This window comes from Enterococcus sp. AZ156 (genome assembly GCF_051714165.1).
Classification (GTDB): domain Bacteria; phylum Bacillota; class Bacilli; order Lactobacillales; family Enterococcaceae; genus Enterococcus_B; species Enterococcus_B pernyi.
Window position 1 is genome coordinate 2,038,972 of the sequence record NZ_JBIORI010000001.1, and the last position, 25,091, is coordinate 2,064,062.

General features: G+C 39.3%; 20 protein-coding genes and 1 pseudogene. 3 read left to right on the forward strand and 18 right to left on the reverse strand.

All coding sequences use genetic code 11. The features are described 5' to 3' along the window. Positions 1-11 precede the first annotated feature (11 nt). The 7 genes from IGJ95_RS09655 to IGJ95_RS09685 all read right to left on the reverse strand — a co-directional run bounded on the left by IGJ95_RS09655 (position 12) and on the right by IGJ95_RS09685 (position 5,658). Positions 12-419 carry a diacylglycerol kinase family protein gene (locus IGJ95_RS09655; RefSeq protein ID WP_029594236.1) on the reverse strand — a complete coding sequence of 136 codons (408 nt, stop codon included), beginning with the start codon at positions 417-419 and terminating at the stop codon, positions 12-14. After that, positions 403-879: an rRNA maturation RNase YbeY gene (gene ybeY / locus IGJ95_RS09660; RefSeq protein ID WP_010734960.1), complete on the reverse strand. Its 477-nt coding sequence runs from the start codon at positions 877-879 to the stop codon at positions 403-405. Before ybeY ends, IGJ95_RS09655 begins: the two co-directional genes overlap by 17 nt. Before the next feature lie 20 nt (positions 880-899). Continuing rightward, a complete protein-coding gene (locus tag IGJ95_RS09665) occupies positions 900-3,089 on the reverse strand; it encodes an HD family phosphohydrolase (protein WP_010734959.1) in 2,190 nt (729 codons plus the stop codon). 21 nt (positions 3,090-3,110) lie between these two features. Beyond that, entirely contained in the window at positions 3,111-4,082 is a 972-nt protein-coding gene (locus tag IGJ95_RS09670) for a PhoH family protein (RefSeq protein ID WP_010734958.1), read from the reverse strand. Positions 4,083-4,415: 333 nt separating this feature from the next. Next, positions 4,416-4,862, reverse strand: coding sequence for a GatB/YqeY domain-containing protein (locus IGJ95_RS09675; RefSeq protein ID WP_062804925.1), 447 nt, complete (start codon positions 4,860-4,862; stop codon positions 4,416-4,418). A 26-nt stretch (positions 4,863-4,888) separates the two neighbouring features. Then, positions 4,889-5,065: a 30S ribosomal protein S21 gene (gene rpsU, locus IGJ95_RS09680; protein WP_002356740.1), complete on the reverse strand. Its 177-nt coding sequence runs from the start codon at positions 5,063-5,065 to the stop codon at positions 4,889-4,891. Positions 5,066-5,229: 164 nt separating this feature from the next. After that, the gene (locus IGJ95_RS09685; protein ID WP_010734956.1) at positions 5,230-5,658 is read right to left on the reverse strand and encodes a Fur family transcriptional regulator; all 429 of its coding nucleotides are present in this window, start codon (positions 5,656-5,658) and stop codon (positions 5,230-5,232) included. Positions 5,659-5,749: 91 nt separating this feature from the next. Here IGJ95_RS09685 and IGJ95_RS09690 point away from each other — a divergent pair, with 91 nt between their 5' ends. After that, on the forward strand, positions 5,750-6,607 hold the full coding sequence (locus IGJ95_RS09690) for a pyruvate, water dikinase regulatory protein (protein ID WP_010734955.1): 858 nt from the start codon (positions 5,750-5,752) through the stop codon (positions 6,605-6,607). Between the two features lie 228 nt (positions 6,608-6,835). Here IGJ95_RS09690 and IGJ95_RS09695 read toward each other — a convergent pair whose 3' ends face one another. The 5 genes from IGJ95_RS09695 to IGJ95_RS09715 form a co-directional block, all read right to left on the reverse strand. Continuing rightward, the gene (locus IGJ95_RS09695) at positions 6,836-7,135 is read right to left on the reverse strand and encodes an ArsR/SmtB family transcription factor (protein ID WP_010734954.1); all 300 of its coding nucleotides are present in this window, start codon (positions 7,133-7,135) and stop codon (positions 6,836-6,838) included. Between the two features lie 65 nt (positions 7,136-7,200). Next, positions 7,201-8,928 carry a phospho-sugar mutase gene (locus IGJ95_RS09700; protein WP_010734953.1) on the reverse strand — a complete coding sequence of 576 codons (1,728 nt, stop codon included), beginning with the start codon at positions 8,926-8,928 and terminating at the stop codon, positions 7,201-7,203. A gap of 261 nt (positions 8,929-9,189) precedes the next feature. Next, positions 9,190-10,125, reverse strand: coding sequence for a thioredoxin-disulfide reductase (gene trxB, locus IGJ95_RS09705; RefSeq protein WP_153830237.1), 936 nt, complete (start codon positions 10,123-10,125; stop codon positions 9,190-9,192). Between the two features lie 143 nt (positions 10,126-10,268). Next, positions 10,269-11,702, reverse strand: coding sequence for a 6-phospho-beta-glucosidase (locus tag IGJ95_RS09710; protein WP_019724140.1), 1,434 nt, complete (start codon positions 11,700-11,702; stop codon positions 10,269-10,271). Between the two features lie 5 nt (positions 11,703-11,707). Next, complete coding sequence (locus IGJ95_RS09715; RefSeq protein WP_019724139.1) at positions 11,708-13,108, reverse strand: 6-phospho-beta-glucosidase; 1,401 nt, start codon at positions 13,106-13,108, stop codon at positions 11,708-11,710. A 305-nt stretch (positions 13,109-13,413) separates the two neighbouring features. Between IGJ95_RS09715 and IGJ95_RS09720 the strand changes: the two genes are divergently transcribed. Continuing rightward, positions 13,414-14,319, forward strand: a complete 906-nt coding sequence (locus IGJ95_RS09720; protein WP_023520007.1) for a MurR/RpiR family transcriptional regulator — start codon at positions 13,414-13,416, stop codon at positions 14,317-14,319. 246 nt (positions 14,320-14,565) lie between these two features. Here the strand turns inward: IGJ95_RS09720 and IGJ95_RS09725 are convergent, their stop codons facing one another. The 5 genes from IGJ95_RS09725 to IGJ95_RS09745 all read right to left on the reverse strand — a co-directional run bounded on the left by IGJ95_RS09725 (position 14,566) and on the right by IGJ95_RS09745 (position 21,812). After that, positions 14,566-16,452 (reverse strand): beta-glucoside-specific PTS transporter subunit IIABC, encoded by a 1,887-nt coding sequence (locus tag IGJ95_RS09725; RefSeq protein ID WP_153830238.1) that lies wholly within the window; start codon positions 16,450-16,452, stop codon positions 14,566-14,568. A 102-nt stretch (positions 16,453-16,554) separates the two neighbouring features. Beyond that, positions 16,555-17,400 carry a BglG family transcription antiterminator LicT gene (gene licT, locus IGJ95_RS09730; RefSeq protein ID WP_153830239.1) on the reverse strand — a complete coding sequence of 282 codons (846 nt, stop codon included), beginning with the start codon at positions 17,398-17,400 and terminating at the stop codon, positions 16,555-16,557. A gap of 443 nt (positions 17,401-17,843) precedes the next feature. Continuing rightward, positions 17,844-19,622: an ABC transporter ATP-binding protein gene (locus IGJ95_RS09735; RefSeq protein WP_062804919.1), complete on the reverse strand. Its 1,779-nt coding sequence runs from the start codon at positions 19,620-19,622 to the stop codon at positions 17,844-17,846. Next, the gene (locus IGJ95_RS09740) at positions 19,622-21,373 is read right to left on the reverse strand and encodes an ABC transporter ATP-binding protein (RefSeq protein WP_019723116.1); all 1,752 of its coding nucleotides are present in this window, start codon (positions 21,371-21,373) and stop codon (positions 19,622-19,624) included. The genes IGJ95_RS09735 and IGJ95_RS09740 overlap by 1 nt, the downstream gene beginning before the upstream one ends. A gap of 214 nt (positions 21,374-21,587) precedes the next feature. After that, positions 21,588-21,812 carry a YneF family protein gene (locus IGJ95_RS09745; RefSeq protein ID WP_010734944.1) on the reverse strand — a complete coding sequence of 75 codons (225 nt, stop codon included), beginning with the start codon at positions 21,810-21,812 and terminating at the stop codon, positions 21,588-21,590. A 244-nt stretch (positions 21,813-22,056) separates the two neighbouring features. Between IGJ95_RS09745 and IGJ95_RS09750 the strand changes: the two genes are divergently transcribed. Continuing rightward, a complete protein-coding gene (locus IGJ95_RS09750) occupies positions 22,057-23,619 on the forward strand; it encodes an Nramp family divalent metal transporter (protein WP_023520012.1) in 1,563 nt (520 codons plus the stop codon). Between the two features lie 83 nt (positions 23,620-23,702). Here IGJ95_RS09750 and IGJ95_RS09755 read toward each other — a convergent pair. Next, positions 23,703-25,000: pseudogene (locus tag IGJ95_RS09755) on the reverse strand (MFS transporter). Between the last annotated feature and the right edge of the window lie 91 nt (positions 25,001-25,091).

Genomic DNA, 25,091 nt, shown 5'->3' on the forward strand with positions numbered 1-25,091 from the left:
TTACTCTCCTTTTAATTAAAAAACAGTTGATAGATTTTTGGACCAAATAAGATGATCCCCACGATTACAGCGAAGCAAGCAGTCAATAACACTGCCCCAGCTGCCATATCTTTGATTTTTTTCCCAATGGGATGAAAATGGAAGTCTGTGAACATATCCACTACATTCTCAAACACAGTGTTCATGATTTCGACGATCCATACGAGAAAGACTGAAAGGAGCAACCATAGCCACTCCATTCGATCCAATTGAAAGATGAACCCCATGATCAGAGCAATGATCCCAAGAGCCACATGTTTCTTCATATTTCTTTCTTCATCAAAAACGGTTTTGACTCCTTGTAAAGCAAACTCCACTGACATCAAAAAATGTTTGTTTTTATCTACTTTTTGTTCTTCTCTTTTATCTTTTAAGTCCATAAGCATCTAAAATCTCTTTCTGTAAGCCAAACATTTCCGCTTCATCTTCAGGTGTCATATGGTCGTAGCCGTTGATGTGTAAAAATCCATGGACGGCTAAGAAGCCTAGTTCGCGATCATAGGAGTGACCATATTCTTCAGCTTGTTCTTTTGCCCGATCGATTGAGATCATGATATCTCCCAATACACGAGGCATTGGCTCATCGTCCTCTTCAAAAATCACTGGGATCTCGTCTTCACCTTCATCTTCTAACGCAAAACTGATCACATCTGTTGGTGCGTCTTTGCCACGGTACGTACGATTGATTTCTTGGATAGACGGATTATCCATGAAGGTCACCGACATTTCCGTCTCATCTGATAAAGAAAGTTTTTTTGCCGCAAATTGAAGCAATTCTTCAATTTCTTTGATTTTCGTTTCAGATACAGTGTTTGTTTCATCGATAAATGTAATATCCATTAGTCATCGCTTCCTTCTTGCTATTCTTTTTCTTGTTTCATTTTTTCTGCTTCAGACTTCATTTTAGGGTATTTAATCCTTGAGTGGAAGGTACTGCTCAATCCACTAACAAGAGATTTTTCAACTTTGCGGATTTCTTTGAGTGTCAATCCACTATCATCAAGCTGACCATCAGAAATCCGTTCTTCAATCAAATTATGCACAAAAGCTTCGATTTTTTCACTGGTTGGATGATCCATCGCTCGCACAGCGGCTTCGCAACTATCCGCAATATTGACGATCCCAGCTTCCCGTGTTTGCGGTCTAGGGCCAGGGTAACGGAATTGTTCCTCTGTTACTTCGGGATTACGTTCTTTTGCTTTGATATAGAAATAACGCATCAAAGTCGTCCCATGATGTTGCTTGCAGATATCGATCACCATTTGTGGCATATCGTACTCTTCTAAAATCTTCGCACCGTCCGTCACATGCCCAAAAATAATTTGTTTACTATCTTCAGGAAGTAAAAAGTTATGGGGATTTTCCGCACCAGAAGGTAAGTTCTCCACGAAAAAGCTGGCATGTTTGATTTTGCCGATGTCATGGTAATAACAAGCCACACGTGTCAACAATGAACGCCCACCGATTTCAGCAACTGCATTCGCACTCAGATTCGCAACCATCATACTATGATGATACGTTCCCGGTGCTTCTTCTAGCAATTGCTTCAATAATGGATGGTTCGGGTTACTCAATTCATTTAGAACGATCACACTGTCGTCATTCACTAATAGCTCAATATAAGGGTGCAGACCAATCGTCAGTAAATACGACAGAAATGCGCCCATGAAGCCACATACAAGTGTTAACCAAGTGGTGCCATCACTAAAGCTCATGCCTTGATAAACCACTAAAACGACATCCATCAATAACGGAAAGACAACGACCCACATGATTGCTGGGAACCATTGTTCTGAAATACGTTGCCGTTTTAAAATGGCTGCTAAAAAGCCGGCAAATAGGTACGAGACCAAAATCACAGTCAAGAAATTCGTACCGATCGAATTGTAAAAAATGAATAGCGCTGAAACTGCTTGGAATAACGCAGCCATGATACCCGCTCTTCGATTCAAGAAAAAGTTTAAGACAAGCGGTACAAACGCTGCTGGGTAAAGTAACGGAATATACGTCGCTTGCTCTGTTTGAAAGACTTGGAAAAATTTCATCAATAAAATACTGATGGACATCGCTGTTACGTAGAAAAGAATATACTCTGTTCGTTTGAATAGATCTTTATACTGTAGTGAATTGTAGAATAACACACCAATTTGCAATAATACCGCTAGAATCATAGCGACAAGAGGAAAAATCGAAGTAGATTGACTCGTCAAACCTAACAACTCTAATTTTTTCATAGCAGCTGCATCGATTTGATTCCCTTCACGAACAATGATCTCCCCTTGGAAAATCATGACGGGTTGGATGGAGTCACGTGCCTCTTGCTTCAACTCTTCTGTTCGTTTTTCATTTAGCACATCATTCACAACAATGCCCTGATCGACTAAATAGCGGATCATTTCTTGTTGTTCTGCCGAAACATTCAAATACTGGATCTTATCATTTGCTTCTTGTTTGAAATTATCTAAATCACTTTCTCGAACTTGCTTACTCATTTGTTCGTCGATCAATTTCAAGCTTTCATCACGAACCGTCGTAATCTCGCTTTCTGACATATTCATGATCGTTGAGTAAAAACTATTTGGTAATTTTTGGTAGAACGCGACATCATCCGCATTTGAACTTTCGAATATTCGTTTCAATGCGGCTATCCGTTCTTCTACTGTTGGCTTTGGAACATTTTCATCTTCTTTTGCCTTACTGACTTTTTCTTCGTATTGTTTGTCGATCGTGTCATTCGCACGATCGATCAAAACAAACAGTTGATTGATCCGACGATCTTGTTCCGAAGCTAGGTCACTTTGGTAGGTGTACTCAGGTGTCACTGCTTCAGCTGCTAATTTCCTTTTTTGTTCGGTTTCTTCCGTGTTCTCAATCGTTTTATTGGCACGGATACTTTCTTCCGCTACTTGTCCCTCTCTAAAATCATTGGGCTTTTGCTTCACACTGCTAAACGTGATCCCACACATCAATAGAAAGAAAAGCAATAAGAGAAAAGGTGCTGCAGCTTTCCCTAATTTCGCTTGAAGCTGCTGCAATATTTTGTTCAACATGTGGTAATCCTCCTAAAAAAGCTATTCTTGATGAAGATCCGCTTTTTCATAAGCTTTGATGATTTCTGCCACGACAGGGTGACGAACGACATCACTAGCTTCAAAATTCACAAAATCGATTTTTTTGATTTGTTTGAGTGTTCGTTCTGCATGGATCAATCCACTCATTGTCCCTTTTGGTAAATCGATTTGGCTCGTGTCCCCATTGACGATCATTTTTGACTGATAGCCAAGCCGAGTCAAAAACATTTTCATTTGGGCGACTGTTGTGTTTTGCGCCTCATCCAAAATCACAAAGGCATCATCTAACGTTCTACCACGCATATATGCAAGTGGTGCAATCTCGATGATTCCTCGCTCCATCAAACGATTGGTATGATCCAACCCAAAAATCTGGTACAGTGCATCATAAACTGGTCGTAAATATGGATCGACTTTTTCCTTCAGATCTCCAGGTAAGAATCCAAGATTTTCACCTGCTTCGACGGCTGGACGAGTCAAGATGATTTTTTGGACTTCGCCTTTTTTTAAGGCAGCAATCGCTAATACGACAGCCAAAAATGTTTTCCCAGTACCAGCTGGTCCTACGCCAAAGACCACATCATGTTTGGCGACAGAATCGACGTATTTTTTTTGTCCGCTGTTTTTGACACGGATCGGTTTGCCATTGCGATCTTTGACGATCTCTTGTTCATACATCTCAACAAAATAGTCCAATGTCCCTTTTTGAGCCATTTTCAAGGCAGTGACCACATCAGGCATACTGATATGGATCCCTCGTTTGATCAATTCTTGTAACGTTCGGATGACGGAAGCAGCCAAAGAAATATCGGTTTCTTCCCCGATGATCTGGATCACTTCACCTCTTGTGTGGATCGTCGTTTCAGTTGTTTCTTCGATCAGTTTGATATGTTTATCATGTGACCCTAAAAGCATACTGATATCATCAGTTGCTGTTAATCTAATATCCAAAGAACTAGACGCTTCTGTCAAAAATAGACATCTCCTTTATTTCAAATCGTTCTTACCTATTCTACCATAATCATGAAAAACTATATAGCGAATAAAATTAGACGACTTGAGAAAAAAGTTTTAATTTGGATTACTGAGACAAAACGTTCTTCAACTAAAACAACCTAATCATTTAGTAACTAGCAGAGATACCTGACTTTGATCATCAGTTGTCCGATTTATTTTAATCTATGAATCTTTTGTCAAGTAACAACAAACGTTTTTAAACAAAAAAATATTGATCAAAAAACTATTCTTTTAATGAACACAAAAAAACTACGGACACTTTCGCGTCCGTAGTTTCGTTTGCTAAGATTAAGACTGCAATAGTTCTTTTACGATAGCATTTACTTGATTTCCATCAGCTTTTCCTTTGACTTTAGGCATGATAACTCCCATGACTTTACCAAATTCTTTTGCAGATGAAGCACCTGTTTGCGTGATCGCATCTTGAACAAGTTGTCGAATTTCTTTTTCAGAAAGTTGCTCTGGCATATACTTTTCGACTATCACAATTTCACTTTTCACTTTTTCAGCTAAATCGTCACGTCCAGCTTCCTCGAATTCATGCAAAGAATCACGGCGTTGTTTCATTTCGCGAGACAACACTGTTAGTTCTTCTTCTTCTGTCAAGTCGTGACCTTCTTTAATTTGCTCGTTTTGTATAGATGACTTGATCATACGAATCACCTGTAAAGATTCTTTATCTTTAGCTTTCATCGCTGTCTTCATGTCATCGTTCAATCTACTTAGTAGTGACACACTACCAACTCCAATTCATCAAAGAACTAGAATTTTTTGCGTTTTCTAGCTGCTTCAGATTTTTTCTTACGCTTTACACTTGGTTTTTCGTAGAATTCACGTTTACGAGATTCTTGTAAAGTACCCGCTTTTGACACGGAACGTTTGAAGCGACGAAGAGCATCGTCAAGTGATTCGTTTTTGCGAACGACTGTTTTTGACATATTAATTCCCTCCCTCCGAGCTTAAAAAGTAACCGTAATTGTTATTGAAATGTTAATCTCAAGAAACAAGACTGTTCTATAAACATTATAGCTAAAGCAGTTTTGACCGTCAAGAGAATCTTATGATTTTTTTAAATAATCACCTGTTATTTTATTGAAAATTATTATTGACAGCTCTCACAGCGACCAAATATCTCAAAGCGATGCCCTTCAATGGTACACCCACTGAGTTGTTCTTCAAAATAATTCATTGGACACATATGGATTTCTTTTGTCGTCCCACAAACGGTACATATGAAGTGGTGATGATGCCCAATCTCGCCTTGACAACAATGAAAACGGAATTTCATTTCTCCATTTAGATCCGTTTCTTCCAAAAGATCTAACTCTGAAAAGTCATGTAAATTACGATAGATCGTATCATAGCTGACTCCTTTAAATTCCTGACTCATATAGTCAAAGACTTCTTTTGCAGAGACGTAACGATTTCGTTTGATTAAATATGCGAGTAATGCTTCTCGCTTTTTCGTGTATTTGAACCCGTTATTTTTCAATGTTTCTAAAGATTGTTCGATCAATGTTTGTTTATTCATCATTATCCCCCAAATCAAAATGATTACGAAGTATGTACACTCGAGTATGGTATAATAAACCTAAAAAAAAAGCAAGCGAGGTTTTTTATTTATGACTGCCGAATCAAATGAAGTCGTCACCTTTTTTGTCATTTCAGACTCTGCAGGTGAAACAGCAACAAAATTAGCCCAAGCCACAATGGCGCAATATCCATCCATCGAATTTAGTTTATTTCGACGAACTTTTGTGACTGATCCAGAGACGTTGCAACGCGCACTAAATGATGCATTGTCAGAACAAGCATTAGTTCTCCATACATTGATCAACCAAGAATTGGTGGATTTAACAAATGAATTTTGTCAAAAAAACAAATTATACAGCTTTGATGTATTGACCCCGCCAATTGCAGAAATCGAGCGCTTGACTGGCATCAAACCGACACGTCAACCAGGGGCACTTCACTTATTGAATGAAAATTATTTCAAACGAATCAAAGCGATGGAGTTTGCGGTGAAATATGACGACGGAAAAGATCCTCGAGGTTTTTTGGAAGCCGATGTCGTCTTACTTGGTGTTTCCAGAACTTCTAAAACACCATTAAGTTTGTTTTTAGCCAATAAAAATTTAAAAGTAGCGAATCTCCCACTGATACCTCAAGCACATATCCCTAAACAGTTGTGGGAAATCGATCCGAAGAAGATTGTTGGATTAACAAATAACCCTGATATTTTAAATAACATTCGTAAAGAACGCATGCGTTCATATGGCCTGAATCCAGATACTGCGTACTCCGATATCGAAAAAATTCGTGCAGAATTGGAATTTGCCAATGAACTTTATGAAAAATTAGGGTGTGTCGTCATCAATGTTGCTTCTCTTTCCATTGAAGAAACAGCATCATTGATATTGAATGAGTTAGAGCTGGAAGACCATAGCTATTACGGCACAGAAACTTCGGAAGAGAAATAGCTTTTTATTATCTTTTTAAATGATAAAAATAGGAGTTGATCGAGGTCGGGACAGAAGTGTTCAACCTCGAGAAATAAGGCGCCATCCACGAAAATTGTTCTTCAAATTTTTGTGGATGGCGTCTTATTTCCGAAGTGGTTACTTCTGTTCCCGCCGTTTATTCGGTTTTAGGTGGTACAAGAGGACCAATGTCCCAGACACTTTCAAATCCTTTTTTAATGACTTTAGTTAGCTTTTTTGATGCTCTACATGTTTGATCGTTTGTTCTAAAATATCTAATACATGAAAGTCATCTAAACTGTAAAGGATCGTTTTTCCTTCACGTCGTGATTTCACCACGTGGTTTTCACGTAACAACCGTAATTGATGAGACACAGCCGATTGTTCCATTTGAACAGATTGACTGATCGACGTCACATTTTTTTCACCATCTTTTAAATAAAGTAAAATATTCAAACGTGTCGGATCACTTAATACCTTGAATAATTGACTCACTTTTTCTACTTTAATGTTTTGATTCCCCGACAAACGATTCACCTCCAAAAAAAGACTGACTACTAAAGTGTACCACTTTTTTCGTCAGTCTCAACTGTTTATTCTTCTGTCATTGATTTGATGCTAGCTTCAAGTGCAGCAATTTTTTCTTGTGCTGCTTGGTTTGAATCACCTTTGACACCAATATAAAATTTGATTTTTGGTTCCGTTCCAGAAGGACGGATCGCGATCCAACCGTCTTCTTCTAGTGTATATTTCAATACATCTGAAGGTGGAGTCGTTAGTTTTTCTACATTTCCTTGGTCATCTGTTTTTGTCAGTGCCTTGAAATCTTCTGTTTGTAAAACTTTTTCTCCGGCAAATTCAGTTGGTGCATCTTTTCTGAATTTCTCCATCAGTGCTGCAATTTTCGCTGAACCTTCTTGCCCACTCATTGTGACTGAAATTGTTTTTTCTGCATAATAGCCATACGTTTCAAAAATCGATTGTAACCCATCATAAAGGGTCTTACCTTGTTTTTTATAAAATGCAGCAACTTCTGCTAATAATAATAGTGCTTGAATCGCGTCTTTATCGCGAACGAATGGTTTGACTAAATAACCGTAGCTTTCTTCAAAACCAAACATGAATGTATGCGCCTTGGTTTCTTCAAATTGTTGGATTTTTTCAGCAATAAATTTGAAGCCAGTCAAAACGTTCATCATTTCTACACCATAATGTCTAGCGATTGCTGTCGGTAGTTCACTTGAAACGATTGATTTCAAGACCGCCGCATTTTCTGGCAGTGTTCCTTTTTCTTTGTGAGCTTCTAGGATATATTGGACAAGCAAAGCGCCGATTTGATTTCCAGTCAATACTTTGTATGAACCGTCTGGCAAGCGTACAGCTGCACCTAGACGATCGGCATCTGGATCAGTAGCAATCAATAGATCTGCGCCTTCTTTTTCGCCTAAACGGATTGCGTATTCAAAAGCAGAGTGTTCTTCTGGATTTGGTGATTTGACTGTGGTGAAGTCTGGGTCAGCGACTGCTTGCTCAGGAACCAAGACAAATTGTTCAAATCCCGCTTGAGTCAACGCACGCTCACCTAACATTTTGCCTGTTCCGTGTAACGGCGTGAAGACTAGCTTCAATTCTTTCCCTAATGTTTCTACTAATTCATGATTGATCGTCACTGCTTTGATTTCTTCCAAGTACGCTTGGTCGATTTCTTCGCCGATGATCGTGATCAAATCACTATTTTTTGCTTGTTCTTCTGCTAAAACTTCTACTTTTAATGGATTGCTGATGTTTCGTACATATTTTGTCAATGCGTCTGCATCAGCAGGCGGCATTTGTCCACCATCTTCGCCATAGACTTTATAGCCATTATATGCCGCTGGATTATGAGAAGCTGTAACCATGATCCCAGCGAATGCGTTAAGATGACGAACCGCAAATGAAAGCTCTGGGGTTGGTCGTAAGCTTTCAAATACAAAAGATGGAATACCATGTTGCGCTAAAGTTTTTGCCGCTTCCATCGCAAATTCTGGCGATTGATGACGTGAATCATAAGCAATCGCTACCCCACGTTTTTTTGTTTCTGCTCCTTGTTCATCCATAAATTGTGCAAGCCCTTCTGTTGCTTGACGTACAGTATAGATGTTCATTCGATTGATTCCAGGTCCTAAGATCCCGCGCATTCCTGCTGTACCAAATTCCAAAGGTGCGTAGAACGCATCTTCTAATTTTTCAGGATTTTCACTTAATTCTTTTAATTGTTTTTTTAAATTTTCTTCTAATGATTCTTCAGTTGCCCATTGCTCGTAAACTTGTTTCCAAGACATGAAGCTGACACCTCTTTCTAAAAATATATTCCTTTCTAAGTATAGCATTCTCTATTTAGATAGCAAAGCATAAGAAAAAGAGGTCGGGAAAGAAGTGTTCAGCCTCGAGAAATAAGGCGCCATCCACGAAAATTGTTCTTCAAATTTTTGTGGATGGCGCCTTATTTCCGAAGAGGTTACTTCTGTTCCCGCCGTTTATTCGGTTTTAGGTGGCACAAGAGGACTAATGTCCCAGACACCTTTCGTTTTTTAAATCATTAGTTATCCTTGAGCGTTTGGCGTTTTTTCTAATGCTTCCAAGTATTTATACACTTGTTGTCCAGCAATCCCGCCATCGCCTACTGCTGTGGTGATTTGGCGTAGATCTTTTTCTCGCACATCGCCAATAGCAAACACACCAGGCATATTCGTACGCATATCTTGATCTGTTGGAATCCAGCCAGCAGCATTCGTGAGTCCTGCTTTGCGGAAAGGTTCAGTTAATGGATCTAGTCCAACGTAGATGAACACACCGTCAGCTGCTAATTCGATTTCTTCCCCTGTTTTTGCGTTGTGCCCTTTGACACCAGTAACGACCATATCATTTCCGATGATCTCATCAGTGATCGTATCCCAAACAAATGAGATTTTTTCGTTCGCAAATGCGCGATCTTGGATGATTTTTTGCGCTCTTAGTTCATCACGACGATGAACGATAACGACTTCTGAAGCAAATTGTGTCAAATACACAGCTTCTTCTACTGCAGAATCGCCACCACCGATCACGACTAAGCGTTTATCACGGAAAAATGCACCGTCACAAACCGCGCAATAAGAAACGCCACGTCCAGCATATTCTTCTTCGCCTGGTACTCCTAGTTTACGATGGATACAACCAGTTGCAATGATAACTGTTTTCGCTTCGTAACTTTTGTCTTCACAGATGACTTCTTTATAGTTGCCATGATCTTTGATATCTTGGACGATACCGTAGACATTTTCAGTTCCAAATCGTGAAACACCTTCATACATTTTATACGCAAGGTCTGGCCCCATGATCGAATCAAATCCAGGATAATTTTCTACTTCTGCGGTGTTGTTCATTTGCCCACCAGGTGCCCCTTGTTCGATCATCGCTACTGATAAGTTTGATCTTGAAGCATACAAAGCAGCGGTCATGCCAGCAGGTCCTGCACCAATTACGATTACATCATACATATGTAGATTCCTCCGTTTTAAAATCAAGTAAGCCTACTTTACAGCCAATCACACAAAAAGTCTATTGTTCTGCCTACGAGTTTCGAATAGATATATTATACTCGAAATCGATAGACAAAAACAATAGACATTCTTATTCTATCCTATTTGTTCGCTAGATTTTCACCATTCGAGGCAATCACTTGTTTATACCAATCAAATGATTTTTTCTTTGTTCGTTTCAATGTACCATTGCCTTCATTGTCACGATCAACGTAGATAAAACCATAGCGTTTCTTCATTTCACCAGTTCCAGCAGAAACTAGATCGATACATCCCCAAGTCGTATAACCTAAAAGATCAACACCATCTAATTCGACTGCATCTTTCATCGCTTGGATGTGTGAAGCAAGATATGAAATGCGATAGTCATCTTCCACATAGCCATTCTCATCCGGAGTATCTACCGCGCCCAAACCATTTTCGACAATAAACAATGGTTTTTGATAACGATCATAAATATCATTCAAGGTTACCCGTAAACCTAATGGGTCAATTTGCCAGCCCCATTCACTTGCTTCTAAATAAGGGTTTTTCGTTGATTCAAAGATATTTCCTGCGGTTTGTTCTAATAGTTTTGGATCGGTTGTTGAAACACGAGAAGAATAATAAGAGAATGAAATAAAATCAACAGTATGTTGTTTCAATAACTCTAAGTCTCCTGGTTCCATTTTGATCTCGATGCCTTGGCGTTCCATTTCTTTTAGTGCATATGCTGGGTATTCTCCTCTTGACTGCACATCGATAAAGAAGTAGTTTTCACGGTCTGCTTGGCGTGAAGCCCAGACATCTTCTGGTTTACATGAATAAGGATAATAAGCCCCCGCAGCTAACATACAGCCGACTTTATTCTCAGGGTCGACTTCATGCGCGATTTTTGTGGCAATCGCACTCGCTAGTAACTCATGATGAGCTGCTTGATATTTGACTTGCTCTACATTGTCGCCTTCTTCAAAATACAAGCCAGCGCCCATGAACGGTGCATGTAAAATCATGTTGATTTCATTAAAGGTCAACCAATATTTTACTAATCCTTTGTAACGGTTAAAGATCACGTGACAAAGGTTTTCATAAAATCCGACTAATTCACGCGAACGCCATGCCCCATATTCCTTGACTAGATGCATCGGGCAGTCAAAATGGGTGATCGTTACTAAGGGTTCGATCCCATACTTTTGACATTCTTTAAAGACATCTTCATAGAATTTCAACCCTTCTTCGTTTGGCTCTTTCTCATCACCTAATGGAAAAATACGGCTCCAGGCAATCGATAGACGGTAGGTTTTAAAGCCCATTTCTGCAAATAAGGCAATATCTTCTTTATAGTGATGGTACATATCGATCGCTTCTTTTGCTGGATAAAAATGTTCGTCATCAAACTCAAACATTTTTTGTTGACCGGTAATCACTGGAAAACGATCTGGACCAATCGGCACGACATCTACATTGGCTAAGCCGCGCCCTCCTTCGTCGTATCCACCTTCACATTGATTGGCAGCTGTTGCGCCACCCCATAAAAAGTCTTTTCTAAATCCCATCGTTGTTATACTCCTTCCACTACACGTTTTTCTGACAATTCTCTTGCTAATTCATCTTGCACTTCGATGCCTTCTGCTGTTAAGCGATCGATGGCTTCTTTAAATTGTGGTAAATACTCTTGATGAGCAATAAATAATTCATCCATCATACGTTTTGCTGTTTTACCAGAACGAACTAATGGGTTGATCGTAAATGCTTGTAACGCCGTCCCGTAATCACCTGTGACAGCTGCTTCGATCGTCAACAACTCCATATTTTTCATCACTTGTAACCAGCCACGTTCTGCTGTAGGTAATGAACCAAAAGCAACACTTCTTGCTCCTTGCGCGCCTACATACGCTGTTACTTCAACGACACAGTCTGCTGGTAGATCAGGCACTGCCCCATTGTTTTTCGTTGAGACAACGATTTGAGTTTCTTTATTGCCATAGATCGAAGCAATCGTTTCACACGCAGCATCCGAATAATAGGCACCACCTCGTTGTTGTAATTGTTCTGGTTTATGATCGAGTTGCGGATCTTTGTATAGCTCAAACAATTCCGCTTCTGTTTGTTTGACTTGTTGTGCTCGCGTTCCGATCGTGTGGTATTCTTCCAACGCATGCTCCAACATTTCTTCTTCACGATAGTAATAGCGGTGATAGCCACAAGGAATCATTTTCATCTGATCGAGTTGTTCTCTAAAGAATGGCACATCGAATATGTTTTTTGGCAACCCGTTATCTTCCGCATAAAGTTGTTCAATCAAATCTTCTGTACGATCATTTCCTTTTGCATCAGCTACTTTGTGCCAATGGAAATGGTTCAGCCCAGCAAATTTATAAATCAACTCTTCTTTCTTTTCACTGATCATGACTGGCTCTGTCATCATTGCCATTACTGGTACATTGCACAATCCAATCACTTTGTCCCATTTCCCATAACGAACGACTGCTTCAGTCACCATACCGCTTGGATTAGCGAAATTAATCAACCAAGCGTTAGGACAGAGGCGTTTCATGTCTTCAACTACTGCTAAAATGACTGGGATCGTACGAAATGCTTTGAACATTCCCCCAGCTCCATTGGTTTCTTGGCCTAACATGCCGTAGTACGCTGGAATGCGTTCGTCTTTTACACGAGCATCCAATTGACCGACCCGAAATTGTGTAGTGACAAAGTCCGCATCTTTCAATGCTTCTTCGCGATCTAAGGTGGCATAGATTTTCACGTCATATGGAGAAGCATCCCACATCCGTTGGGCCATTTCACTGACGATCGCTAGTTTTTCACGCCCAGCTTCGATATCGACTAACCAGATTTCACGAATCGGCAATTCATCGTAACGTTTGATGAATCCTTCCATTAGTTCCGGTGTGTAACTACTTCCGCCACCAATTGTCGCGATCTTGATTCCTTGATTCATACACTCACTCCTTCGTCTTTTTTACAACTCTATTATCATTTTTGTAAATAAAAGTCACAATACTTTTTGATCAATTTGAATAACCATTTACAAAATGATCGATATTCTTGCATTTTTTTGTAAATTTATTGCGCATAACAAAAAGAAAAATAATGAGAAAATCCAAATAAAACCTAATTTTTCAATCAAAATAAACGAGTAAAGGAATTACTTCTCTTTTTTTTGTTTCATTGACACACTAAATAATACCGTTTACAATTATTTTACATATTTTTAACTAAAAACGTAAAAAAGAGGATCGAATTATGCTATTAAAGGAAAAGCTTAAACAAATCAACTTTTCACCTTCAGAAAGCGAAGTCATCCGTTTTCTCCAAGCCAATGAAACAACTCTGGCCGATCGAACGATTCAACAAATTGCTGAAACTTGCTATGTCCATCCTTCTACTTTGATTCGGATCGCCAAAAAAATGGGTTTTCACGGATGGGTGGATTTTAGAGATGCGTTCATTGCTGAAACAGAATATCTACAAGGAAACTTTCAAGAAGTGGACGCCAATCTCCCTTTTTCCGAAAATGAAGGCATCATGACGATCGCTAATCGGATTGCGGCACTTGAACGTATGACGATCCAAGATACGTTATCCTTGTTGATGCACGACGATCTCCAACAAGCAAAGCAACTTCTGCTGCGATCGAATAAAATCGTATTATTTTCGAGTGATACCAACACATTGATTGCTCAATCATTCAAATTGAAAATGAATCGGATCAAACAAGAAGTGACCATCGTGCCCACATCTGGCGAGTCCTATTACGATGCCTACAATTGTCAGCCTGAAAACTGTGCGATCTTGATCTCTTATACGGGAGAAAATCAGATGATGCTTCGGACTGCTGAAATTTTGAAAGAAAAAAATGTGCCGATTTTATCGTTGACGAGCATCGGTGAGTCCAGTTTGTCCACAGCGAGCGATGTGGTATTACGCCTGACAACACGTGAACGATTGTACTCAAAAATCAGTAGTTTCACGATCAATACGTCGATCTCCTATTTGTTGGATGTGTTATATAGTTGTGTCTTTGCTGAACATTATCGTGAGAACCTCGATTATTTGATCGAAGTTGGGCAAAAAGTCGATACACGGCAGATCAGTTCATCCATTATGAAAGAAGAACTATTTACCGATTCAATCGAAGATGGCGATTAGTCTACTTTTATAGCGGGAACGATCAGAAAGATTCGTTCAGAACAAAGTTGCTCCTTGAAATTTACTCTCTAATTAAATAGCTGAACTTCTAAGAAAATAAGCCGTAACATCCAAAATATGAGAGGAAACCCTCGGATGTTACGACTTTTTTTGGAATCAGGTACTTAGAAACATTCTCCTGTGGAAAAATGCTTTTTAACACTAAGCTAACTTTCTAAAACCTTGATCTAAAGGGCTTTGAACTCATCAAGTCAACGCTGTGATCAACTCATCCCCATTCGTCACGATCTTCGATTGATTCTCGACGATATCGAGGTAATCTGCTGAATTGGTAATGATGACAGGGGTTTCTACACTATAGCCTTCACTTTCGATCGCATTGATATCAAATCGCAATAAGACGTCTCCTTGTTTCACTTTATCCCCTTGTTTCACAAAAGACTCAAAATGTTTCCCTTCCAATTGTATAGTGTCTAACCCAACATGGATCAACAGTTCTAATCCACTTTCAGAAACTAAACCGATCGCATGTTTTGAAGGAAATAACGTCATCACTGTCCCATCGAATGGTGCAACGACTTCCCCTTTTTCTGGATAGATCAAGATTCCTCGTCCTAACGCGCCTTTAGCAAATGCTTGGTCTTTTGCTTCGCTTAAAGATGCAATACCACCTTGGATCGGTGTTTTGACGATTTCTTTGATTTTACTTTCTTTTTTCTCAGGCACTACTTCTTCGGTATCTTTCCAGAACAAGAAAGTCAAAGTAAAACCGATCGTTGCTGCAATTGCGATACCGATAAAGGCATTGTACATGCCACTTGCATCGCTACCACTAATGAAGTTGACCACTCCGAAGATGCCCAATCCACCCATTGTATAACTTGTCGTACCACTCATCATCAAATAGATACCAGAGATTGCCCCACCAATCATTGAATAAATGAACGGGGTCTTTTTAGGTAGAGTGATTCCATAGATGGCTGGTTCTGTCACACCAAAGATTCCTGAGATAAAGGCAGGCATACATAAGGCTTTCATTTTCTTGTCTTTAAACTTGAAGTACATTGCTAATACCACGGCGGTTTGTGCAAAACTTGCCCCAAAAACACCTACAAGCATTTGACTTGAGCCATTTTGTGCCAACTGCATGATCGCCAAAGGAATGATACTCCAATGTAGACCGAAGATAACTAATACTTGCCAGAAGAAGCCTAGAACCCCACCATATAATGCTGGTGAAAAATCCATCAATGCTTGGAAACCTGCACTCAACCACTCTGTTAACAAGCTAACGATTGGGCCAATCACCAAAAAGCCGATCGGTAGAGCAATCAATAAGACCATAAAAGGAACAACAAATGTTTGGACAACTGTTGGAACGATCTTCTTCGCAAATTTTTGGACTTGTCCGGCAAAAGCAATGATAAAGATGACAGGAATGACACTTGATGTATAAGAAGCTCCTACCCAGGGAATACCCAAGAAACTTTCATATGCAGGTAATCCTAAAAGGCTAAGCGGCGCTGCAGCACCTTGATTGGCTGCTTCAAAACTACTTTGTAATGCGGGACCTTGCACGGTCGGATAGACAAGGGCTGCACCGATGACGATGCCGACCATTGGATTCAATTTGAATTTTTTAGCTGCTGTATACCCTAGAATAACTGGCATGAAATAAAAGATCGAATCACCGATCCCATTTAACATGATATAAGTTCCGGAAGTCTGCTCATAAAATCCTAAAAAGATAAATAATGCATTCAATCCTTTGACCATCCCAGCAGCTGCTAAAGCTCCTAAGAAGGGTTGGAAACAACCACTTAAAATATCGATCAAACGATTAAATATATTGCCTTTCGCAGGGGCTAATTCCGCATCTTCTGAAATCCCTGCTACACTTAATACATCTGCATATACGTCTGGTACATGATTACCAATGACTACTTGGTATTGCCCACCGCTTTTCATGACGGTCACGACACCATCCATATTCTTCAATGTCTCGTCATCTGCTTTACTTTCGTCTTTTAACCGAAAACGCAAGCGAGTCACACAGTGCGTCAAACTACTGATATTTTCTTTTCCGCCAACATATTTCACGATTTCTTTTGCTAAATCTTGGTATTTTCCCATGTTCTTTTCCTCCAATTGTTTGATTGAAGGTTTAGCCAACTCAATGTCACTATCCTTTGGTACTCATTCGTTGAATCCACGGCCCTCCTTTTAGTGATTTTTTTAATGATTATTATCTGCCAAACGAGCCAGATGGATCGTTAAGTAGACAATTTCATCGTCTGACATATGATAATTAAATGTTTCCTGTAAGAATAAAGCGATTTTGTCCACGCAGCCAGAAGCCGTTTGGTATTTTCGCTGGATCATCTGGATCAATTCCTCCTCGACCTCACCTTCTTGGGTAAGGGACGTGTTCATCACACGGCTAAGAAAAAAACGAAGATGCGTGACAAATCGGAAAAAATAAAGCGATTCTTCATCAAAGGGTGTTTGATAATAATAGCGAACGATATTCAAAATATCTTGAATGGTTTTCGTAAACTGGTACATATTGTTCATACTATCTTGTTCTGATTGTGCATTGACTAAATGAAGGGCAATAAATCCAGCTTCATTTTCGGATAAATCAAATCCATATTTATGATGGACTTTTTCAATCGTTTTTTTACCTATTTGGTATTCTCTCGGAAATAATTGCTTGATATCATATAATAAAACATTAGGTAATCCAACGCCGATTTTATAACGTTTGATCGCATTGTATAAATGATCGGTCAATGAAATATAAATGGATTCATTCAATGTCACATCTAACTTTTCTTTCGTATACTCAATGATCTCGTAGGAGAGTTCGAGGTATTCCATCGGGATATCCTCCGCTAATTTTTGAAAATGTCTCGACAGTCGATCATCTGTCAAATGAAATTCTTTATCCACACCCGCTTCTAAAATAGCATCACCAATCTTTTTTTTGAATGCTAATCCTTTTCCCATAACGATCATTTCTCGATTTAATTTGTCCCTTGTGACAACGACATTATTATTTAGAATTTTTTCAATCCGCATAATATCCCCTTTCTATGATTGTCACTCCTAAAAAAACAAAAAAACCCAAAAAGTCAGCCATGGAATCGATTCATGGTGACTGATTAGGTTTAGCTTGCGTGATGCAATCACTATCCAACAGTATGTTCTTTTCTTCATAGTAGCGAAACAATTTTAAAATGTCAACGCTTTCTTTTGTATTATTCCTATATTTCTAAAAAAATTCTTTCACGTTAACATGGAAACTACCACTCCCCCAGAACAGCCATTAACTAGACAGTAAGAATAGCCGATTGACTTTTTTGATTTGAATCACACCGCTATCAATCAAGTCATAAAAAAAGCCTTGATCCCCAAAAGTTGGCACGTTTTTGGGGATTCAAGACTTATGAGTTGAGGCTAACTATTTTTATCACGGCTTACGATACAAGTGTTTCAAAAACAGATGTCTTTATTCTTCCCTGTTACTCACTTTGTAATTTGTACATATCTGCGTATAGCCCTTCTTCCGCTAAAAGTGTTTCATGATTCCCGCGCTCCACGATATGTCCTTTATCTAATACGAGGATCAACTCTGCATCACGGATCGTTGACAGACGATGGGCGATAGCAATCGTTGTCCGACCTTGACGCATCTTCGCAAGTCCTTCTTGGATCAACACTTCTGTTTCTGTGTCGATATTCGCCGTTGCTTCATCCAGAACTAAGATTTTAGGATCAGTTACAATCGTTCTGGCAAACGTGATCAATTGGCGTTGCCCACTTGAATAGCTTGCCCCTCTTTCAATCACTTTTGAATGATACCCTTTCGGTAAATCTTCAATGAACTGATTCGCTTGGACAAACTCAGCGGCTTCACGTATTTGTTCGTCTGTGATCTCTGGATTCATCATTCGGATGTTTCCAGCGATATCCCCATAAAATAAGAACGCATCCTGTAATACTAGACCCATTTTATTGCGTAATTCAGCGATCGGATATTCACGAATGTCATGATCATCAATCAAGATCTGCCCTTCGTAAAACTCATAAAAACGCATCAACACATTGATGATCGAACTTTTCCCACTTCCTGTATGTCCGACTAATGCGACAGTTTCTCCTGGATTAGCAACAAATGAAATATTGTTCAATACATTGTTTTTTCCATCATAAGAGAAACTGACATTACGAAATTCGATTTTTCCAGCAGTGATCGTCCGATCCGCTGATTCCTTTTGCTGTGGTGCATATTCTTCCGTATCCATGATTTTCAAGATACGACTTCCTGCGACTGTTCCGTCCGTAAAGACACTCAAGAAGTCCATCATTTGCGACATCGGATTAAAGAATCCTTGAACATAGGTGGTGAAGGCAAAGATCAAACCGACTTCAACTGGTGAATGTAACGCGTCGAGTCCGAACAACGTCAAAGTCAAGGCAATTGCTAAAGCATATAAAAAACTGATGATTGGACTCAAAAGAATCGAATTTGTCTTGATCATGGCATAGCGAGTCGCTAGATACTCTTCATTGACTTCCTCAAATTCTTTTGCTAAACGCGATTCTTGACGAAATTGTTGGATGATCCGCATCCCAGAAATCGATTCATTTAATTTTGTGTTCAATTGACTCAAGCGCTCACGCATATTTCGATAGATCCTTGAACTGAATTTTTGATAATACCAAATCACTACTCCTAAAATCGGTAAAAAGATCAGACACCATAGCGCGATTTTTTGATTGATTTGAAACATCGCAATAAATGAAGAAATCACGGCAAAAATTCCTGTTAAAACCATCAGAAAGACATACCAAAATTCAAACAGTGTTTCTGTGTCATTAGTCACACGAGAAACAGTCGATCCAGCTGGCGTTTGGTCAAAGTACCGCATTCCTAGTGTATGAAGTTTCTCAAACAACTTTACACGGATATGTTGGTAGGTCTTCAATGACGCCATCGAATATAGATACCATTGGAAAAACCAGATGATACTTTTGACAATGACCCCAAATAGATAAAGCCCTGCAAAGAAAAGGATGACTTGTGTCGTTGCTGACTGCTTCGCTAGATGCTCATCCATGAATGTTTGGATGATCCTTGGCAATAGCACATTGATGACTGATAATACTAAAGCAAATAAAATCGCAATGATGAATGTCGAGCGAAAGGGTTTAGCAAATTGCATCAACCGTTTAATGATCGAAGCTTGTTCTTTATAGGTCATGGATTTTGACCATTCCGACTGATATTGATCTTCCATTATTCGCCACCTCCTTCAATTTTTGCTTCTAATTGTTGTTTCTGCCACATTTGTTCGTACCAACCGCCAAGAGCTAACAACTCTTGATGTGTGCCACGTTCAATGATCCGACCATGATCGATGACGATAATTTCATTGGCGTGCATGACACTACTTAAACGATGGGCCGCAATGATCGTGGTTTTGTTTTTCCGTTCTGCTTTAAGGTTACGTAAGATTGCTTCTTCTGTCTTAGCATCAACAGCGGATAATGCGTCATCCAAAATCAATAATTCGGGACTTTGGATCAATGCACGAGCAATCGACAACCGTTGCTTCTGTCCACCAGAAAGGGAGACTCCACGTTCACCGACCATTGTCTGGTACCCTTCTGGCAGTCCTTTGATTTCTGTGTTGATATACGCCAATTCCGCTGCTTCTTCCACTTCTTCTGGTGATTTCTGTGGATTGGAGAAGCGAATATTATCTAGGATCGTCATCGAAAACAAGAAATGATCTTGTGGCACATAACCAATCGAGCGCAACAAGGCATCTAGTGAGTAGTCTCTGATCGTTCGTCCGCCAAATTTGATTTCTCCTTGATAATGGTCATACTCACGCATCAATAATTTGATGATCGTCGTCTTACCGGCACCTGTTTTACCAACGATACCTAACGTATCACCTTCATTGATCGCAAATTTGATGTGTTCTAATGCTGGCTGTTCATCGTCTGGATAGGTAAATTGTGTGATTGCCACATTCAACTCACCTTTTGCTGGTGTCATTTCTGCTCCTACTTTTTCGACGATATGTGTTTTCTCATGCAATAGTTCATTGACACGATCATACGAAGCATTCCCTCTCTCTAGTACATTGAACAGACGTCCAATCGCAAACATCGGCCAGACAAGCATACCGATATAACTGATAAAGGAAACCATCTGTCCAATTGAGATCGTACCATCCAAGACATAACGTCCACCTAAAATAATTGTCGCCACATATGACAAGCCAATGATCAATGTGATGAATGGATCAAAAAGCGCATCTAAAAAGTTTACTCGCTTATTTTTCTCAATGGCATCATCGATCTTTTCTTGGAAATCTTCCAAGTCTTGTTTTTCTTGACCAAATGTTTTGATGACTTTGATACCTGTGATACTTTCTTGCGTTTTATCGTTGATACTTGAAAAGGCTTCTTGTGAGTCACGAAACGCATCATGTAATTTTGAGCCTAAGATCCTTGAAGTAACCGCTAATAATGGCAATGGGATCAATGCAATCAACGTTAACCGCCAATCAACGAATAGAACCATCGCAATGATCGTCGTTCCTCCAGTGATCACTGAATCTGCAAATGTTAAAATTCCTGCACCAGCTACATTTTGAATCGCGTTCAAATCATTCGTTGCATGAGCCATCAAATCACCCGTCCGGTATTTTTGATAGAACAAACTATCCATTCGCGTAAAATGAGCAAATAGACGCTGGCGTAATTCTTTTTCAAGTCTAGCTGCACTGCCCCAAATGTTCATTCGCCAAATATAGCGAAAAAGATATTGCAAAAAAGCTGCAATGATCAATACACCTATCCACAATGCAATGATTTGCATCGAGATATTTTGATCGGCGATTTCATCGATAATGATCCCGATGACTTTAGGTGGGATCAACTGCACTATTGCCACCGCGAACAAAGAAAATACGCCAATCAAATAGTGCTTTTTCTCTTGTTTAAAAAACCAACCCAATTTTCTGAAAATCGACATATATTTCCTCCTTCTAACTCCTAAAAATTTCATTTATTTCCGAGGTTGAATTGCATCCTCAGATATCGTTGATCACAATCGAAAAAATATGATCGTTATACAATTTATAAAAAATAATCATTGATCGGCATGAATGCGCTTTTCTCAAATGGAGAAAAAGAAAAAAGCGAGCTGAAATCAATCAGCCCGCTTTTTGATGTTGTCGAATAAGAACCTACTTCTTCCCTTGGTTCTTCATCTGTTGCATCATCTGACGAATTTTCTTTTCAGATGGTTTTTGCCCCATAGACATCATCATTGATCTTAACATTTCCTCATTAACGGGAGGATTTTTTTCTAAGTAATCTTTCATATATTTACGCGCAAGAAAGAATCCACCGACTGCGCCGATTAACAATGCAATAACTGCAATAAGTACAACGATTCCGTTTGATACCATGTAAATCTCTCCTTTCCTTTTCCTAATTGCTCTCAATGATTCATTTTACTAAAACTTACAAAAAAAAGAAAGGCGTTTTCTTAAGAATATGTAAAAAAAGTCATTTTTATTTCATGATTATACAAAAACACCTATTTAGAAAGTGAGCCACATTTAATTTTTAGGTTAGCCGAATTTTTTTCTTTTATTTTTTCGTCTCTGGGTGTAGAATGAATTCGAAAAGAAATAGAAGGGTGGTTTTCATTTGAATAATCACGAGAATAAACATAAATGGATTGAACACACTAATGGGTTATCCCTTTCAGAAGTAAACGGTACGGTTAAAGTACCAAAAGGAAAAAGTTTCTTCCGCACCTTACTTGCCTATTCCGGACCTGGTGCACTCGTAGCAGTCGGCTATATGGACCCAGGTAATTGGTCAACATCGATCACCGGTGGCCAAAATTTCCAATACTTATTGATGTCAGTTATTCTGATGTCCAGCTTGATTGCTATGTTACTACAATATATGGCGGCCAAACTTGGGATCGTCAGCCAAATGGATCTGGCACAGGCGATTCGTGCTCGTACGAGTAAAACGCTAGGGGTCATTCTTTGGATCTTGACCGAATTAGCGATCATGGCGACAGATATCGCTGAAGTCATTGGTGCAGCGATCGCTTTATATTTATTATTTGATATTCCTTTGGCAATTGCTGTCTTTATTACCGTCTTGGATGTCTTTGTCTTGCTTCTTTTGACAAAGATCGGTTTTCGTAAAATCGAAGCGTTAGTCGTCTGTTTGATTTTCGTTATCCTATTTGTCTTTGTCTACCAAGTGGCGCTTTCAAACCCTGATTGGAGCAGTCTATTCAAAGGCTTTATTCCTAATAGCCAAACATTTGCTGAAGAACCAAAAATCGGTGGAGAAACCCCATTGACTGGAGCTTTAGGGATCATTGGTGCAACTGTGATGCCTCACAATCTCTATTTGCACTCTGCTGTTTCCCAAACCCGCGAGATCGATCGAAAAGATCCAGAAGATATTGCAAGAGCGGTTCGTTTCTCAACATGGGATTCCAATATTCAATTAACGATGGCTTTCGTTGTCAATGCACTTCTATTGATCATGGGGGTTGCCGTCTTTAAAACTGGTGCAGTTCAAGATCCCTCTTTCTTTGGTTTATATGAAGCACTTTCCGATCCATCTGCGATGAGTAACGGCGTCTTGATCGCCGTAGCAAAATCAGGCATTTTATCAACCTTATTTGCAGTAGCACTGCTTGCTTCTGGTCAAAATTCAACGATTACCGGTACATTGACTGGACAAGTCATTATGGAAGGCTTTATCCATATGCGCATGCCGATCTGGTTACGCCGTTTAGTCACTCGACTATTGTCCGTCATTCCAGTACTACTTTGTGTCTTGTTCACTAGCTCCAAAGGCACGATCGAAGAACATACAGCACTTAATAATCTAATGAATGAGTCCCAAGTATTCTTAGCTTTTGCCTTACCTTTTTCAATGATTCCTTTATTGATGATGACCAACAGCCAAGCAGAAATGGGCGCCCGTTTCAAAAATTCACTGATCGTCAAAATACTTGGTTGGTTTTCTGTCATCAGTTTGACGTATTTAAACTTGCGCGGACTCCCTGGACAAATCGAAGCTTTCTTCGGCGATCAAGCTTCTACTGCGTCAATCGCCCTTGCTGATCGGATCGCTTACATCATCATCGTTGCAGTTCTCGCCTTACTCGCTTGGACGATCGTTGATCTTTACAAGGGAAATAAACGCTATGAACAACGTTTACAAGAGTTGTCGTGAGCCATTCCCCCCTCTAAGCAGGAAAAAAAGAAGCATAGGTTTTGACCTATGCTTCTTTTTTGTGGTTACTAAATTAGAAAGTTCTATTTTTCATCATGAAGATAAATAGCTACCACGGCAATAGCTATGATTGTAAAAGTAACCATCCACCAGATCTCAGTTTGAAAATTAGTAGTAGTCGAGACAATCAATGACAAACCAATTGGTCCACCAATTTGGTGCATGGTATTCGTCAAACCACTTGCGATACCTGCTAATTCGTCAGGTGCTTCATGGATACCAGCAGATGTCACTGGCGCTAAAATCATTCCTTGTCCTAATCCAAGGATCATCATAGGAACAAAGATCGTTTGCCAATAACCATTAAACGGGTTCGAAACCGCCAGTAAAATCACCCCTATTGCTAGTATTATTTCTCCAACAAACAACATCCTATTATTTCCAAATCGTGCAGTCATTCTCGGCAACTGCATCGCAATAATAAAATTAACTATCGTTAGTGGTAGAAAAGCAAATCCTGATTGTAACGCTGAGAATCCATATTGACTTTGCATCATTTGAGGTAAAAAGAACCAAAATGGCAGCATCGCCATCATAAATAAGAGACGAGTAGCATAGGCACCAGAACGTATCTTATTTTTAAAAAGTTCGAGGGGAAGCATTGGCGAAGAAGTCCTTCGCTCCCATAAAATAAACAAACCTAAAAACATGATACCTATGAATAAAAAGTTACTTTTTCCTTCAGTAAGACCGTAGATGATTCCTATCAATCCGAGGATCGATAATAAACTTCCTAAATAATCAATACGTTCCCTTCGACGTTCCGAAGGTCTCACATATTTCAATGTTAAAACCACTAACAAAAGAGTAAATGGCACATTTATTAAGAAACCAGCGCGCCAAGAAATCAAGCTAGTCAGTCCCCCACCAACTAACAAACCAATACTTGAACCAATTCCCGCCGTTGCTCCATAATAAGAGATCGCACGTTGCCTCATATTATTTTGATAAGCATCCATGAGCAGTGCTAAAGATGTCGGAGCAATAATGGAACTACCTACTCCTTGGACACCACGCATCATGATCAACGTTCCTGCTGTTTGTGATAATCCAATAAGCAGTGAACTTATCCCAAAATAAATAAACCAACTAAAAAAATCTTTTTTCTTCCAAATAAATCAGAAAGGCGACCACTTAATAGTAAAAAACCACCAAAAGTAAGCGTATATGCACTTGATACCCATGAAAGTGCTCTTGCAGATAAACCTAAACTTTCTCCTATCTTCATAGAACTTGTAAAAATAATAGAATTATCCATTAAAATCAAAAAATAGGATAATAAAGTAATTGGTAAAATGACACCAAATTTTTCTCTCTTCAAATTTCCTAACTTCTTTCTATTGCTTTTATTATTTCGTCCTTTCACATTCGATTCTTTTAAACTTTTATCCTTTTCACAGATCAATAGTTTT

What these genes read in the sequence shown, in the direction of transcription:
- IGJ95_RS09715 (WP_019724139.1), bottom strand. Translation starts at nt 13,108, where the DNA reads ATGAATCAAGGAATCAAGATCGCGACAATTGGTGGCGGAAGTAGTTAC.
- licT (WP_153830239.1), bottom strand. Translation starts at nt 17,400, where the DNA reads ATGCGGATTGAAAAAATTCTAAATAATAATGTCGTTGTCACAAGGGAC.
- IGJ95_RS09690 (WP_010734955.1), top strand. Translation starts at nt 5,750, where the DNA reads ATGACTGCCGAATCAAATGAAGTCGTCACCTTTTTTGTCATTTCAGAC.
- IGJ95_RS09725 (WP_153830238.1), bottom strand. Translation starts at nt 16,452, where the DNA reads ATGGGAAAATACCAAGATTTAGCAAAAGAAATCGTGAAATATGTTGGC.
- IGJ95_RS09700 (WP_010734953.1), bottom strand. Translation starts at nt 8,928, where the DNA reads ATGTCTTGGAAACAAGTTTACGAGCAATGGGCAACTGAAGAATCATTA.
- trxB (WP_153830237.1), bottom strand. Translation starts at nt 10,125, where the DNA reads ATGTATGATGTAATCGTAATTGGTGCAGGACCTGCTGGCATGACCGCT.
- IGJ95_RS09720 (WP_023520007.1), top strand. Translation starts at nt 13,414, where the DNA reads ATGCTATTAAAGGAAAAGCTTAAACAAATCAACTTTTCACCTTCAGAA.
- ybeY (WP_010734960.1), bottom strand. Translation starts at nt 879, where the DNA reads ATGGATATTACATTTATCGATGAAACAAACACTGTATCTGAAACGAAA.
- IGJ95_RS09740 (WP_019723116.1), bottom strand. Translation starts at nt 21,373, where the DNA reads ATGTCGATTTTCAGAAAATTGGGTTGGTTTTTTAAACAAGAGAAAAAG.
- IGJ95_RS09685 (WP_010734956.1), bottom strand. Translation starts at nt 5,658, where the DNA reads ATGAATAAACAAACATTGATCGAACAATCTTTAGAAACATTGAAAAAT.
- IGJ95_RS09745 (WP_010734944.1), bottom strand. Translation starts at nt 21,812, where the DNA reads ATGGTATCAAACGGAATCGTTGTACTTATTGCAGTTATTGCATTGTTA.
- IGJ95_RS09665 (WP_010734959.1), bottom strand. Translation starts at nt 3,089, where the DNA reads ATGTTGAACAAAATATTGCAGCAGCTTCAAGCGAAATTAGGGAAAGCT.
- IGJ95_RS09735 (WP_062804919.1), bottom strand. Translation starts at nt 19,622, where the DNA reads ATGGAAGATCAATATCAGTCGGAATGGTCAAAATCCATGACCTATAAA.
- IGJ95_RS09655 (WP_029594236.1), bottom strand. Translation starts at nt 419, where the DNA reads ATGGACTTAAAAGATAAAAGAGAAGAACAAAAAGTAGATAAAAACAAA.
- rpsU (WP_002356740.1), bottom strand. Translation starts at nt 5,065, where the DNA reads ATGTCAAAAACAGTCGTTCGCAAAAACGAATCACTTGACGATGCTCTT.
- IGJ95_RS09710 (WP_019724140.1), bottom strand. Translation starts at nt 11,702, where the DNA reads ATGGGATTTAGAAAAGACTTTTTATGGGGTGGCGCAACAGCTGCCAAT.